Annotated in this window: 12 protein-coding genes; 7 read left to right on the forward strand and 5 right to left on the reverse strand. The window is 54.5% G+C overall.

Annotation, left to right across the window (positions count from 1 at the left end; all coding sequences use genetic code 11):
- Together F8I07_RS05125 and F8I07_RS05130 are read left to right on the forward strand one after the other, a co-directional pair.
- A partial coding sequence (locus F8I07_RS05125; RefSeq protein WP_292656590.1) for a PD-(D/E)XK nuclease family protein occupies positions 1-1944 on the forward strand: 1944 nt, incomplete at its 5' end.
- 30 nt (positions 1945-1974) lie between these two features.
- Complete coding sequence (locus F8I07_RS05130; RefSeq protein ID WP_292656592.1) at positions 1975-2148, forward strand: hypothetical protein; 174 nt, start codon at positions 1975-1977, stop codon at positions 2146-2148.
- 37 nt (positions 2149-2185) lie between these two features.
- On the opposite strand, the gene F8I07_RS05135 is transcribed toward F8I07_RS05130, so the two are convergent.
- Positions 2186-3139 (reverse strand): c-type cytochrome, encoded by a 954-nt coding sequence (locus F8I07_RS05135; RefSeq protein ID WP_292656594.1) that lies wholly within the window; start codon positions 3137-3139, stop codon positions 2186-2188.
- A 187-nt stretch (positions 3140-3326) separates the two neighbouring features.
- On the opposite strand from F8I07_RS05135, the gene F8I07_RS05140 reads away from it, so the two are divergent.
- The 4 genes from F8I07_RS05140 to F8I07_RS05155 all read left to right on the forward strand — a co-directional run bounded on the left by F8I07_RS05140 (position 3327) and on the right by F8I07_RS05155 (position 8511).
- Positions 3327-6068, forward strand: a complete 2742-nt coding sequence (locus F8I07_RS05140; RefSeq protein WP_292656596.1) for a RecB-like helicase — start codon at positions 3327-3329, stop codon at positions 6066-6068.
- Between the two features lie 265 nt (positions 6069-6333).
- Positions 6334-6753: a 50S ribosomal protein L13 gene (gene rplM, locus F8I07_RS05145; protein WP_292656618.1), complete on the forward strand. Its 420-nt coding sequence runs from the start codon at positions 6334-6336 to the stop codon at positions 6751-6753.
- 1 nt (position 6754) lies between these two features.
- A complete protein-coding gene (gene rpsI, locus F8I07_RS05150; RefSeq protein WP_292656599.1) occupies positions 6755-7144 on the forward strand; it encodes a 30S ribosomal protein S9 in 390 nt (129 codons plus the stop codon).
- 134 nt (positions 7145-7278) lie between these two features.
- Entirely contained in the window at positions 7279-8511 is a 1233-nt protein-coding gene (locus F8I07_RS05155; protein WP_292656601.1) for an EAL domain-containing protein, read from the forward strand.
- A 165-nt stretch (positions 8512-8676) separates the two neighbouring features.
- Here the strand turns inward: F8I07_RS05155 and F8I07_RS05160 are convergent, their stop codons facing one another.
- Positions 8677-11004, reverse strand: a complete 2328-nt coding sequence (locus F8I07_RS05160) for a molybdopterin oxidoreductase family protein (protein ID WP_292656604.1) — start codon at positions 11002-11004, stop codon at positions 8677-8679.
- 352 nt (positions 11005-11356) lie between these two features.
- Between F8I07_RS05160 and F8I07_RS05165 the strand changes: the two genes are divergently transcribed.
- On the forward strand, positions 11357-12202 hold the full coding sequence (locus tag F8I07_RS05165) for an AraC family transcriptional regulator (RefSeq protein ID WP_292656606.1): 846 nt from the start codon (positions 11357-11359) through the stop codon (positions 12200-12202).
- A gap of 15 nt (positions 12203-12217) precedes the next feature.
- Here the strand turns inward: F8I07_RS05165 and F8I07_RS05170 are convergent, their stop codons facing one another.
- From F8I07_RS05170 to F8I07_RS05180, 3 genes are all read right to left on the reverse strand, one after another.
- Positions 12218-12856 carry a LysE family translocator gene (locus F8I07_RS05170; protein ID WP_292656608.1) on the reverse strand — a complete coding sequence of 213 codons (639 nt, stop codon included), beginning with the start codon at positions 12854-12856 and terminating at the stop codon, positions 12218-12220.
- A gap of 62 nt (positions 12857-12918) precedes the next feature.
- The gene (locus F8I07_RS05175) at positions 12919-13833 is read right to left on the reverse strand and encodes a DMT family transporter (RefSeq protein ID WP_292656611.1); all 915 of its coding nucleotides are present in this window, start codon (positions 13831-13833) and stop codon (positions 12919-12921) included.
- 124 nt (positions 13834-13957) lie between these two features.
- Positions 13958-14362: TSUP family transporter (locus F8I07_RS05180; RefSeq protein WP_292656614.1), on the reverse strand; the 405-nt coding region annotated here is incomplete at its 5' end.

Here is a 14362-nt window from a genome sequence, read left to right on the forward strand (position 1 = left end):
TTTCTGCCCGAACTCTACAGGATCAACGAAGCCTTTCTGACGACGGCGGAGACCCTTGAACTCTATCTGGAAGGAACACTGAGCCGCTTCGAGCTGGAGCTGCTGGAGGCGGCGGCGCAGCGGCGGGAACTGCGTATTCACTGGCGGACAACCCCCTACAACGAAAAGATGCGTCAGCGTTTCGCCGAAAGGGGACTGGATCTTCCCGGTCAGAGCAAGGTTGTATTTTCATTATCTCAAAAAGAGCTGATCGCGTCGGAACCCTTGCCGCTGGAGATCGAGGCCAAGGTTCTGGCGGTCCGGGAGCGCTATGAGCAGGTGGCGGTGGCCCTGGCGGAGATCGAAGGGATGGTGCGTGCCGGGATCGCTCCGGAACGGATCGCCCTGGTGCTGCCCGACGAATCCTTCATGCGGGCTTTCGATCTCTACGACCGGATGGAGAATCTCAACTTCTCCATGGGCTACGACTATCGGGACCGCCCCGAGTATCGTGTGCCCTCGGCGCTGCTGGAGTATTGGCGCGGCTTCGCTTCTGAAGATCGGGAACTGTTGGAGCATTATGGCTTCGCCCTAGATCGGTATCGGGAGCTGGAACCATCAGCGATGGTGACGGCGGAGGTCTTTTATGAGAGGTTGCAGGCGGTAGGGATTCCAGGCTTTATCGCTCCGGAAGCGGACAAAGAGCCTAGCCGGGAAGCCGCGCCGATCTTGGAACTGTGGCATCGCTTTCTTCAGATCCATCAGAGGCGGCGGCTGGCAATGCGGGAGTGGCTCTTTCTCTGGCTGGAGGAGCTGGGGCAGCTGCGTCTGGATGATGTACGGGGCGGCAAGGTGACGGTGATGGGGGTGCTGGAGACCCGCGGCGTGCATTTTGACGGGGTGGTGATCGTCGATTTCAACGAAGGGATCGTCCCCGCCTCCAGCGGCAAGGACCGTTTCCTCGACAGTCGGGTGCGACGTTTCGCCGGTCTGCCCGACCGCCTGGACCGGGAAGCGCTGCAGAAGCACTACTACGCCCGCCTGCTGGAGGGGGCCAGGGAAGCGGTGATCCTCTATACCGCCGGGGAGAGCCGTCTGCCTTCGCGCCTGCTCTACGAGCTGGGCCTGGAGGAGGGGGAGACGGTGGCGGCTCCGAGGGAACTGCTCTATAGCCACGCTCCGCTGCCCACAGAGCGGAGAGATCCGGTGGTGGAGTCCTTTGATCCGCTGGCGATGCAGTGGTCCGCCAGCCGCCTGAAGATCTGGCTGGAGTGCCGCCGCCGCTTCTACTACCGCTACATTCTGGGCCTGGAGGAGAAGCGCTCCGAGGAGATCAACGAGGGACAGGTGCTCCACCGGATCCTGGAGCGGCTCTTTGTCGAGCGGGACTGTTATGAGGACTCGGAAGCGATGCGAAGGCGTTTCAAGATTCTGGCAGCCGAGGAGCTGGAGCGCAGCGGAAGCGCCGGACGCTATCTACAGGCCTACTGGAGCCGGAAGCTGGTCCCCTATTTCCGCCAGGAGACGGAGCGCTTCACCCGGGGGTGGCGGGTGGAAGCGAGAGAACGCAGCATCCAGGGGACGATCGAGGGGGTGCGCTTCACCGGCCGGGTGGACCGGATCGATGTACGCGAAGATGAGCGGATGGTCCTGGACTACAAGAGCGGTAAATTGACGGAAGCCAACCGCAAAAGCTCCCTGGAAAAAGTGACCGATTTTCAGATGAGCATCTACGACGCGCTGCTACGTCCTGAGTATCCTCAGCTGGACCAAGCCTTCGTCGTGCCGCTGGAGGAGCGGGCTTTTGTCCCGGTAGCGGCACTGGAGGAGAAGAATGAACTGTTGAGGGAACATCTGAAGGAGCTTAAATCGACCCGATCTTTCGTCGCGGAGCGATGTGAAGATCTCAAGCGCTGCAGCTGGTGCCCTTATCAGCTGCTTTGTGAGCGGGGAGAATACCTTTGAGGATTTTGAATTTTGGATGATGGATTTTGGATGAAAGATGGAGAATTTTTAGGCGCCGTGTGGCGGCGCGGTTTGATGGTGGATTTTGGATTTTGGATGTTGGATTTCGGGGCGTTGCTCCGCAACGCGTTTTCAAACGTCAAAGAGGGGCAAAGCCCCGTTCAAACGACAAACGACGGATATTTCTTGCGACTTGTGACATGAGGCCCGATAGGGCCGTGCTTGCGACTTCGGAGGGAGATTAGGGGATGACGTGGTCGCCGCGGATGGCGTCGACGTCGAGGCCGAAGGCTTTGAAGTTGCTGCGGACGCTGTGGTGTTCGTCAAGCACTTTGGAGTTGTAGTATCCCATCTGCTCTTTGGGCAGGAGATGGGCTTTGAGATCGAAATCGGCGTGGGGCTGGGCATCCACATAGAGGGCGATGTCGGCGGCTTCCTGGTCGCTGAGGGTTCCGCCCTGGCCCAGGGGCATATTGGACTGGATCCAGGCGGCGGCTTTGTTGAGCTTGCTCATGCCGGCGCCGGTGTTGTAGGCGAGCCATTTGCCGTCTTTGCCTTTGCCCCAAAGGGGAGGGAAGGTGCCTACACCGGCACCGTTTTTGCCGTGGCAGGAGGCACACTTGGTTTCGAAGAGTTTTTTGCCGTTGAGATAGTTGGCGTGGGTCGCTTTTTTCTGGATGGCGCCGAATTTTTTCTGGTTTTGGGCCCAGCGGCTGCTGTTGTAGGGGCTGCAGGGGCGTTTGGTATCCATCTTCATCGGGAGTCCCTGGGAGAGCCAGGTGACATAGGCGGCCATGGCGATACTCGCCTCGGTGTCGATGATGGGGCGTTTGCCGTTCATACTGCGCATGAAACAGTTGTTGATCCGGTCCTGGAGAGTCTGGACGGTCTTTTCACGCTTGGAGTAGGCGGGGAAGGCGGTGGCGGTGCCGATAAAGGTGCCGATTCCCTTGCCGGTGCCGGGTTTGCCGTCGGCTCCTTTGAGGTGGCAGCTCTTGCACTGGAGATTGTCCCCCACCAGATCTTTGGTCAGGGGATGGGTATTGGTCTCGTTCATGATCGCTTCACCCAGTTTGACCAAGCGGCCTACTTCCCCTTCGGGATAGGTTTGGGGGGCAGCGGGGATCTCAGCGGCCTGCAGGCTCATAGCACAGAGGGCAGCGCCCATCGTTCCGAGGATGAGTGTCCGTTTCATCATTGTTCTCCTTCTGAATGGTTACATCCATAATCATACTCCTCTGAATCTTATGTTTATGTAAAATTAATAAAAATTATTAGATTTATTTTACAAATAAAAATAATAAGAAGTTTTTATATATCGAATTCTCCGGGAGCTTGGGTACAATATTCGGGAATTTGGAAGCAGAAAAGCAGGAGTATCTATGGGATTTCAGCCCTTTCTGGCCCTCTCCGCTTCGGCGGGCAGCGGAAAAACCTTCGCTTTGAGCGTCCGTTATCTGGCGCTGCTCTTTCTGGGGGAGTCACCCTCGGCGATCCTGGCGGCGACCTTTACCAACAAGGCGGCGGCCGAGATGCGTCAGCGGGTGGTCGATTCGCTGCGGAAACTGGAGGAGGAGAAGCTACAACCCTTCCGCCGGGCCCTGGCGGAGCAGACGGGGCTGAGCGAAGTGGAGCTGCTGGAGCGCCGGGAGGAGGTCCTGCGCCGCTTCCTGCGCAGTGCGACGCATATCGTGACGCTGGACAGCTTTTTCGTCTCGGTGCTGCGGGCGGGAGCGCTGGAGATCGGGTTGGAACCCGACTTTAGCGTCAAAGAGGAAGCAACGGAGGATCTGGAGGCTTCTTTCCTGGAGGAGCTGGAGCGCCGGGGGATGCTGGGGACGCTGGTGGAGCTGGCGATTCAGATGGAGAAGCGCCGGGTGGAGGGGATGACCGAGAGTCTGGGCACACTCTACAGCCAGGATCCCCTGTTGCCGGATTTTCCCGCGGACGAGGGGGAAAAGATGGGAGAGATCGAGGCGGAGATCGAGGAGCTCCGGGCTTCTCTCTACGCGCGGGTAGAGCGGGTGGGGGCCTCTGCCTCGGCGATCAAGAATTTCGCTCCGATGACGGTGGCGGAGCTCTACGCCAAAAGTTTTTTCAACAAAGAGAGCCTCGAGGAGCACAGCCACTACCGAAAATACCTCCCAAAAGATCCGATGATCGAGCAAGAGTATCAGCAGCTCCGGCAGTTGATGGGGCGCTGGACCCGGGTCAGAGAGCGGGCGGTATTGCGGCGGCTGGGGCAGCTCTATGATCACTATCGCAATACCCGGATCGAGCGGGCGCGGGGGAGCGGTCGTCTCGATTTCGACGATCTGGGCTATTTCGCCTACCGGCTGCTCTATGAGAGTCTCTCGAAGGACCTGCTCTATTTCCGCCTCGACAGCCGCTTTCGGCATATCTTGCTGGACGAATTTCAGGATACTTCCACGTTGCAGTTTCTGCTGCTGCGACCGTTGATAGACGAGATCTTTGCCGGGAAGGGGCAGCAGGAGATCCGCAGCTTCTTCTATGTCGGCGATACCAAGCAGTCGCTCTACCGCTTCCGGGGCGGGGTGGAGGAGCTCTTCGACCGGGTGGCCCGGGCCTACGGCATCCCCGTCGAGGCGTTGGAGTACAACTACCGCAGCGCCCGCCATATCGTCGAGAGCGTCAATGGGTGGTTTGCCGAGCGGATGCCGGACTATCGTCCCCAGATCCCCCACGCCGAAACGCAGGGGTATGTGGAGGTACTTGAGGCGGAGGAGCCCCTGCCCGAAGCCGTCGCTCAGGCGCAGCGGCTCATCGACCGGGGGATCGCGCCGGAGCGGATCGCCTTTTTGGTGGCAACCAACAAGGAGGGCAAGGAGCTCCAGGAACGCTGCACCGGGGCCGGGATCCCCACGGTCCTGCAGACCAGCTCCTCCCTGAGAAGTCTGCCCCAGGTGGCGGCCCTGGTGCGGATGGCGGAGCACCTCTACCGGGGGGAGCGGCTGGATGCGGCAGCGCTGCTGCAGCGCAGCGGGCGCGAGAGGGCTCCCGATCTGAATTGGTACCGTCCCTGGATGGCGCCAGTGGAGGTGCTGCACCGGCTACTGGAGAGCTACGAGGTCTTTGACAACGATCCCAACCTGCTCAAACTTCTGGAGTTTGCCGCCGGCTTCGAGCGGCTCGATGAGTTTTTCGACGAGTTCGAAAGTTCCCGGATCGCGGTGGCGGCCGATACCCTCCGGGGGGCCAGGATTCTGACGATTCACGGCTCCAAGGGGCTGGAGTTTGATTATGTCATCGTCGCGGATCGCAGCGGCAGAGGCAGCAGCGAACGGGATCCGCTCATTCCCGAGTATGGCGAAAACCTGCATATCGAGCGTTTCTACTACCGGATCAAAGGACGGGAGCGCTTCGACGACGACTATGCCCGGATTCTGGAGGAGCGCAAGGAGGCGGCCGAAAAAGACCGGCTCAATCTCCTCTATGTAGCCCTGACCCGGGCGGTGGAGGGGATGATCGTCCTGAAGAAACCGGAGCAGTCCCTCTTTGAGCCCCTGGAGATGGTCCCTTTCATCAAAGGAGAGATCGCGGTGCAGGAGAACCGGGAGAGTCCCGTGGAGAGTCCGGCGGCTCCATCGGTGGTGCTGAGCGCCTACGGGCACCAGGAACTGCCGGAAAAGGACGAAGAGGAGGGGGAAGGACCCGACTACCGGGCGATTCTCTTCGGAACGGCGATGCACTATGCTCTGGAGATGCTGGAGGCTTTTGATCCCGAGGCTCTACCCGGAGCCATGGATGCGGTTCGCAACCGCTACGGGGCGCTACTGCACGAAGAGGGGATCGAGGAGATTGCAAGGCGTGTCGCCGCTTTGTTGAGCAACAGCGAATTTCTGGCGCTGATCGACGGCGCGGCGATCCGACGGGAGCAGCCCCTGGCCTGGCGGGGAGAGCTGCTTCAGATCGATCTGCTGCTGGAGTTTCCCGACCGTGCGGTGGTGGTGGACTACAAGAGTTCCCGAAAGTTCGCCCCGAAGCATCGGGAGCAGGTGGGCCGATACGTCAAGGCCGTCGAGGAGATCCTGGAGCGTCCCGCTTCCGGGGTGCTGGCCTATCTGACGGAGAGTGGGGTGGAGATGGAAAAGGTAGAGGGGTGAAGGTCATTCGCTGCGCTGTCATTTTGCGCCTTCGGCGTAGTCATTTGAGGTCATGGAAGGAAGTTTTCTCAATGACTGCACGCAAAGCGTGCAAAATGACCAAGAATGACAGCGTAAGCGAATGACCATTATGAGAAAAAGGCGGTTTTACAATCTAAACTACTTAAAATATTCTTAAATTCAGTCTTTCTTAAGGATAACTCCCTATAATCCCGCTTACCAAACGGTTCGACCGTGGAAATCATACAAGGAAACGATCATGAAAATGACAAAAGTCGTCAAGCCTCATGAGGTGGAGCGGGACTGGATCCTGATCGATGCGGAAGGCAAGACCTTCGGCCGCATCCTCACCGAAGCCGCCACCTATCTGCGGGGCAAGCACAAGCCCTCTTTCACCCCTAATGTCGACTGCGGAGACTACGTCGTCATCATCAACGCCAAAAAGGCGGTCTTCAGCGGAAACAAGCTGGAGGACAAAGAGTATTTCCGCCACAGCGGATACTTCGGAAGCACCAAGAGCAATAAGCTCTCCGATATGCTGGAAAACAACACCGAAAAGCTCTACCGCCTGGCGGTCCGCGGCATGCTGCCCAAGACCAAGCTGGGACGTCAGATGCTCAAGAAGCTCAAAGTCTACGAAGGCGCCGAGCATCCCCACACTGCACAACTGAACAAAGGAAAGTAAGATGGCGACAGTTTACGCAACCGGTAAAAGAAAAACGGCAATCGCCAAAGTCTGGCTGACTCCCGGCAACGGCGGTATCATCGTCAACGGCAAAAGCCTGGATGAGTGGCTGGGCGGTCACGAGACCCTCAAGATGAAAGTACGTCTCCCCCTGGAAGCCACTAAGCAGCTCGAAGCGGTCACCGTCAAAGCGACGACCCTCGGCGGCGGCTACAGCGCCCAGGCCGACGCGCTCAAGCACGGCATCTCCAAGGCCCTGGTTGAGTATGAGCCCGCCTTCCGGGCCATCCTCAAGCCCATGGGTCTGCTCACCCGCGACGCCCGTGTCGTCGAGCGGAAAAAATACGGAAAGAAAAAAGCGAGAAGAAGCCCCCAGTTCTCCAAGCGCTAATCTCTCTTTTCCTCCGCCGGAGCCCCGCCGCGGGCTTCAATCTTTCTTCCTTACATTTATTTGAAATCCAATAAGTATCTATAAGCCGCTTCGGTGTAAAATATAATAATTTTTGTTAAAAGAAAAGAGGTGCAATGTACCAAGTCGAAAAAGATAGGATAATGCACTATTACCGTTTCGAAAAAGAGGATAGTGATTGTCTTGTTCGTTTGCGTCCTCTGTTTGAAGCGAAGCAAAAAGAGATTCTCGACGGCTTTTACGGATTGATTTTTTCGTTTCCCCAGGCAAAGGCCTTTTTGAAAGACGAAAAGATTCTGTGCCGACATCGCGAGAGCTTGGGACAGTGGCTGACGGCCCTTTTCTCCGGACAGTACAATGAAGAGTATTTTTTCTGGCTACGAAGTATTCGAGAGATTCATATTCGGATCGGTCTCCCCTCCCGTTATGCTCTTGCGGCGTTCAGTTTCATTCGGGAGACGATTATCGGGCTTCTGCTTCAGCGGGGATATCAGCGGGAGATCATTTCGGTGAATAAAATCCTTGATATCAATCTGGATATCATCGGCTCCTACAAGATCCGTGAGACGGAGGTTCACATGCTTTCGGACGCGGTGCTGCTGAGACGAGCTATTCAAAGTGGGGGAATCCTTCCTTATGTCCAACCGGTTTTTGATGCCGGTTCGGGGAAGGTCGCATTTTACGAATGTCTTATGCGGATCCAGGACCCGGATTCCGGTGAGATTCACTCGATCGCCTCTTTGATAGGTACGGCCAAGCGTCTTCATCTCTACGATCAACTGGCAGAGATAATGGTCGGAAAATCGATGGATATTTTTCGGGATCTTCCTGATAGTTTCAGTCTCAATCTCAGTTACAGAGATATTGTCAATGAGACCTTCATCAAGTTTTTCAAAAGCAGACTAAAAGACTTCCCCAATCCGAAACGGATTATCCTCGAAATATTGGAAACGGATCTGATCGAAGATTTTGAAGTGGTCAACCGTTTTATCCGTGAGGTAAAAGAGTTGGGTTGCTCTATTGCCGTCGACGATTTCGGAGCGGGATATTCCAATATTAGAAACCTTCTCAGTTTCAATCCTGACTATCTCAAAATTGACGGAGTGCTGATTGAGGCGATTCCCAACGATCAAAAAATGGCGAATTTGGTCGGAAATATCCTACAGATAGCCGGGACGATGGGGGCGAAAGTGGTTGCGGAGTATGTCTCCAGCAAGGAGATTTACGAAAACGTGGTAGAGATGGGGATTGACTATTTGCAAGGATTCTATCTGGCCAAACCGTTTCCGGCAGCTCATCTCATTCTCAAAGACAAGGACCCCGAGGGGTCCGATAAAAGGAGGGAATGAATCCATTCAAAAGGAGGAAAAATGAATTCGATGGTCGGTTGGTATCGCGTTGTCGGTCGGATGCCGACATTGGAAGTATGCCTCCTAAAGTATAACCGAAGTTAAACGAGAATTTTTCTTAACTATTTCTTTTCTTATCCTTTTATCTTTTTTATAAGTATCACTTCAGTCAGCTTGTCCCTCGTTGGAGACTTCTTTTGCTATCTCGCCTTTTCCAAACTCCCTCCATTCCTCTTTTCGGTGGGACAGAGCCCCGGCAATCTCCTCCTCTTTGAGCATGATCCCTTCGGGGACCTTTTCGCTGTGTAGTTGCACGGCGGTCTGTTTGTAGTTGGGCTCGAAAGATTTGGGGTCGAAGAGTGATTGGGTCAGCTCGTTGACCAGTTGGGTATTGAAGTGAAACGGCACGAAGATCGTCCCTTCGCGTACGACTTCGGTGACCCGGACGATGACGTTTTCCACTCGTCCTCTGGGGGAGCTCAGGGCGATACGATCGCCACTTTTGACCTGCAGTTTTTCGGCGTCTTTGGGGCTGAGTTCCACCCAGGCTTCAGGGGCCAGGTCTTCGAGAATCTTGATGGTGCCGGTTTTGGTGCGGGTGTGGAACTGCTCCACGGTGCGGCCGGTGTTGAGAATCAGAGGAAAGGCGGTGCAGATATCCTCTTCCATCGGTTGCCACTCGGCAAAGACAAATTTGGGTTTGCCCTCGGGATTTCGGGTCGGCATGTCGGGCGTGTAGAGGCGCGGGGTGCCTTCGGGGTGCTCCTCGTTGCAGGGCCACTGGATGCCCCCCAGTTGCTCGATCTTTTCGTAGGTCATGCCGCTGTAGTCGCAAAGCCGACCTTTGCTCACCTTTTTCCACTCTTCGAAAGCGTCTTCGGGTTGGCTCCACCCTTTGAAGAGCAGCTCGTGTTTGCCTTCGAAATATTTAGAAAACTCCACGACGATCTCGAAGTCGCTTTTGCTATCTTTGTAATTGGGCACCGACTTTTTGGCCAGGTTGCAGCGGCGCTCACTGTTGGTGTAGGTGCCGGTCTTTTCGCTCCAGGTGGCGGCGCCGAAGAGCACGTCGGCCAGTTCGGCGGTGTCGCTCATGAAACTATCCTGCACCACCAGCATCTCCAGCTTGGCCAGAGCCTTGCGCAAGCGCGGCTGATCGGGGTAGCTCACCAGCGGGTTGGTGGCGACGACCCAGAGGGCTTTGATCTCGCCCCGCTCAATCGCTTCGATGATCTGGGGGTAGGCGTATCCCCGCTCGGTGGGGACCAATTCTTCGGGGACGCCGACGATGCGGGCGTATTCGGCCCGGTCGGCCGGGTTTTTATAGTCCCGATAGCCGGGGATGGAGCTAGTAAAGCCGCTCTCACGGGTACCCATGGCGTTGCACTGGCCGGTGATGCTAAAGGGGCTGCCGCCGGGCTTGCCGAGGTTTCCGGTCATCAGGGCCAGATTCACGATGGCGCTGACGGTGTCGGTCCCCATGGCCGATTGGTTCACCCCCATGGTCCAGGCGCTCATGGCCGCTTCCGCTCCGGCGTAGAGGCGGGCGACTTCGTAGAGGGTCTTGACGTCGATGCCGGTGATGTGGGCGACTTCCTGGGGCGGGTATTTTTGGATCTTTTTGATGAACTCTTTGTAGCCGACGGTTCGCTCGTTGATGAATGTCTCGTCCATCCACCCCTGCTCCCAGATGATGTAACAAAGCCCGTTGATCAGCGCCAGGTCGGTGCGGGGTTTGATGGGGAGGTAGATGTCGGCCATATTGGCGGTCTTGCAGTGCCGGGGGTCGACGACGATGATCGTGGGCTTTTTGCCCCGCACCTGCTTGTTTCTAGCGATGTGAAGCTTGAGGATCGGGTGGTTGTCGGCGATGTTGGCGCCAATGAGCATGATCACTTCGGCGTGGCTGAAATCCTCGTAGCAGCCCGGAGGGCCGTCGCTGCCGAAGCTCTGCTTGTACCCCATGACGGCGCTGGCCATGCAGAGGGTAGTGTTGCCATCAAAGTTGTTGGTCTCCAGCCCCAGCTGGACGAATTTTCCGAGAGTATAGAACTCTTCAGTCAGCAGCTGGCCCGTGGAGATGACGCCCACGGCCTTTTTGCCGTGTTTGGCCTGGATCTCTTTGAATTTGTCGCTGACGGTTTGGAAGGCTTCGTCCCAACTGACTTGCTCGAACTTACCGTTTCGCTTGATCATGGCGCCGGGGAGCCGGGTAGGAGCTCGCACCATCTCGTGTTCGCTCAGCCCCTTGGGGCAGAGCGTTCCGCGGTTGACCGGATGGTCAGGATCGCCTTTGACGTAGACCGGATCGCCGTCTTTGACGCCGATGTAGAGGCCGCAGCCCACCCCGCAGTAACCGCAGGTGGAGCGCACCCACTTCTCGGGGGCTTTGGATTTGGCGACTTTGCCGAAGAAGGGATCGTCGATCAGGGCGTATTTGTCTTCTTTGATGTCCAGGCCCAGAAAGGATTTGGCTTTTTCGAATAGACTCATGATTGTCGGCTCTTTCAGAATAGTTGATTTGTCGGTGGTTGGGCTAAGGCCCTTTGGTGCGGAACTGAGTTCCGCCTCTTTTGATCTCAATTATAGTCGTATTTGAGACAATTTGATGATGAAAATATAATCAATGGTTCATACCCGAGAGGCAGATATCGGTAATTGAAACGGATCGGATATTATCCCGTCATCCTGAACTTGATTCAGGATCAACGGCAAGATGGGCATTCCAACCCCTGGATTCCGGGTCGAGCCTGGAATGACGGATGCTTTTCATGGCATTCGAGTGGAAAGAGAGAGTATTTCAGGAAAGGTATAATAGTCACTATCAATCCGAGTGGAGATCTATTTGAGCTATAGACAAAACCGTTTTTTCAAGGATCCGGCGCTGCCGTATGTGGAGTGTCGTCATACCTACGACTCGGATGCCCATTACACGCCCCATCGTCACGCGACGCTGTCGATCGGAGCGATCACCGAAGGGGTGGCCTCTTTCACTAGCGGGGATCAGACGCGGATCTTGACCCCCGACTCCCTCATCGCTCTCAATCCCGAGACGGTGCATGCCTGCAATCCCATTGAGGGAGAGGCCCGCAGCTATATGATGCTTTATCTCGATACCGATTGGTGTGCCCAGCTGCAAGCGGGCCTCTTCGGGGAGGTCGAGAGCTTTGTGCCTCTGACAAGGATCCTTATCGACGATGAGGATTTGCTCCGGGGCTATCATTCGCTGGTGGATCTCCTGCTCGATCCGCAAGCGCTCTATCTGGAGAAAGAGGAGGCGCTAGAGAGCTTTGCATTGACGCTCTTTGGGCGCTACTGCGATTGCCGAAGCCGTACGGAGCCGATCCCGCCGCTGCAGCGTCAGCGTGTCGAACGCATCCGCGAGTATCTGCGGGAGCACCTGCGCGATAATCCCACCACCGCCGACCTCGCCCAAGCCGCCGGGGTGAGCCCCTCGCACCTGATACGGCTCTTCGGTGAAGCCACCGGCCTCTCCCCGCGTCGCTATCTCCTTGAGCTGCGGATCGAAAAGGCCCGCGAACTCCTCTCAACCACCGAGATGCCCATCGCCGAAATCGCGCTTGAAGTCGGCTTTTTCGATCAGAGCCATCTCAATCGGGTCTTCAAGCAGATCGTGGCGTGTACGCCCTATGAGTATCGCAAAGGGGTTTTGCAGTCACGGGTCTCATAGGAATAAGTATAAAAATCACCACTGTCCGCCTTTTTCGACAAAAAACATACCGACACCCATCAGCACAAAAGCAAAACCGGAGATTTTGTAAAAGATGCTCAAGCGTCTATCATCAAAGAACCACGCCTTGGCTTTTTTTGAGACGTATCCGTATGTCATCAAAGATGCAAAAGAGATGGCCATAAACGTCACCGTCATAATAAAAAACTGCAACACCATAGAGTGATCTTTTGAAAGAAAAAGTGGAAAGATCGCGGTAAAAAAGAGAATGGGCTTTGGGTTGGTGGCTGCTACTAAAAATCCGTTTGTGAAGATTTTTTTCGTACTATAATTTGAGGAGCCTCCTGTGGTGGACAACTGAAAGTGTTTGTGTCCCGTCAACGCATGACGAAGCCCGAGATAAATCAGATAGAGTGCTCCCACAATTTTTAAAATCAGAAAAAACCAATCCGAGCTTTTTATCAGGACACCGACTCCGAACATCGCCACCAACGAAAGAAGAAAAAGTCCGAGAACATTGCCGATCGTCGAGAAAAAGACCGCCTTGAGATCGTAGCGCATTGCATTGTTTATGGCCAGGAGGATCGCGGCGCCCGGGCTAGTGATGGTCAGCAGCGAAATGACCAAATAGGCTAAGTAGTTGTGTAGATCCATTTTACGGAGAACCTTTCTAACCCAAGTTTTGGGTTTAATGGTATTCGTCATGCAACAAACGTTTAATCCGCTACTTGATACTCTTTTTGAGGGCTTGTCTTTCTTGAATATAGATTATTGGCGGTCAATGCGAATATTGTCAAAGCAGCTCCGATTATTTCGACTTTTGTAATTGGGTTTCCATACAAATAGCCTATAAAGAACGTTACAATAGGCACCAAATTAACAAATAAAATACCGTTAACGATACCCAACTCTTTGATACCTGCATTCCAAGTAACAATAACGGCGGTCGTGGCTACGAGAATTGCCAAAGGTAAAAAAACTGTTTGAACTGTGTTCACGGCAGGGGCAGTGGAGATGTTGAACATGGTGACGATAGCGGTAATCAACAATATAGAGAAGGTTCCGGGTATAGAGCTCAATACGGTTGCACGCAGAGCAGACCAATGTGAGAATTGGCGCATAAAATAGGTATAGAGGGCCCATGATACCGTGGCGATCAAGAGTAAAATATCACCGATCATAGAGTGGCTCAAACTGGCGCTGAAATTGAGTTTGGTAATTACAATGATTATGCCTGCAAAAGATATAGAGGCAAAAACCAAAGTATAAAGTGAAGGCTTTACTCCATCAAATAGCCAGTTTAATAAAATACCGATCATCGGTAGCAATGCAAAAATAATTGTTGCATGCTCGGCACTGGAGAGTGAGATTCCTACAAATGTAAATATGTTCAAACCGGCAAATCCTACGGTTCCGTATATGGCCAATTTTAAAAAATTACCCTCATAGTCGAAAGCCTTTATTCCTTCACTAAATAGCAGGATCAGAGATGTAAGAATGACACCGAACCCGTACCGGATTGACGACAAATAAAATCCATCAATTCCAACCTCCGTAGCCGTTTTTGACGAGGGGTACATCACTCCCCAGGCTATAACAGTTATCAACAATAAAGCTATCCCTTTGATCATAGTACTTCTTTGCAAATGTGTGAAAATTATTACTTATGGGTGTAACTCGATAATATTACGCCGATTTTGAGATGTCATCTTGGACAAAATTATCATTTGTGATAAAAACAGTCACTTCTTGTCGTTATAACGTATAGAAATAGCGCACCACGATAGCAATAGCGATCAGGAGCAACATTCCCTTGACAATACCGACATAGGTTCGCTCCGGTATATACTTTCTGACTTTCGCTCCGAGATAGAATCCTCCCAATGCCGCCGCCGTCGTATAGAGCAGAGTCGTCAAGCCCAACCACCGTCCCATCAATAGGAAAACGGCAAGTTGCGAAAGTTTCCCCAGGAGAAACGAGAGATTCATAAAGACGATGCTCTCCTCTTTGGGATAGCGTTTGGTGAGGGCATAGATGATGAGAATCGGCGACATGTTGTTGGTGATGCCTCCCAGCATCCCGCCGATCAGGGCAAAGGAGACCAAAGAGGCTTTGGGGGAGCGATTGACGAACTCAAATTCGACCCTCAGCCTTCCAAG

Source organism: Nitratifractor sp. (assembly GCF_015487065.1).
GTDB lineage: Bacteria > Campylobacterota > Campylobacteria > Campylobacterales > Sulfurovaceae > Nitratifractor.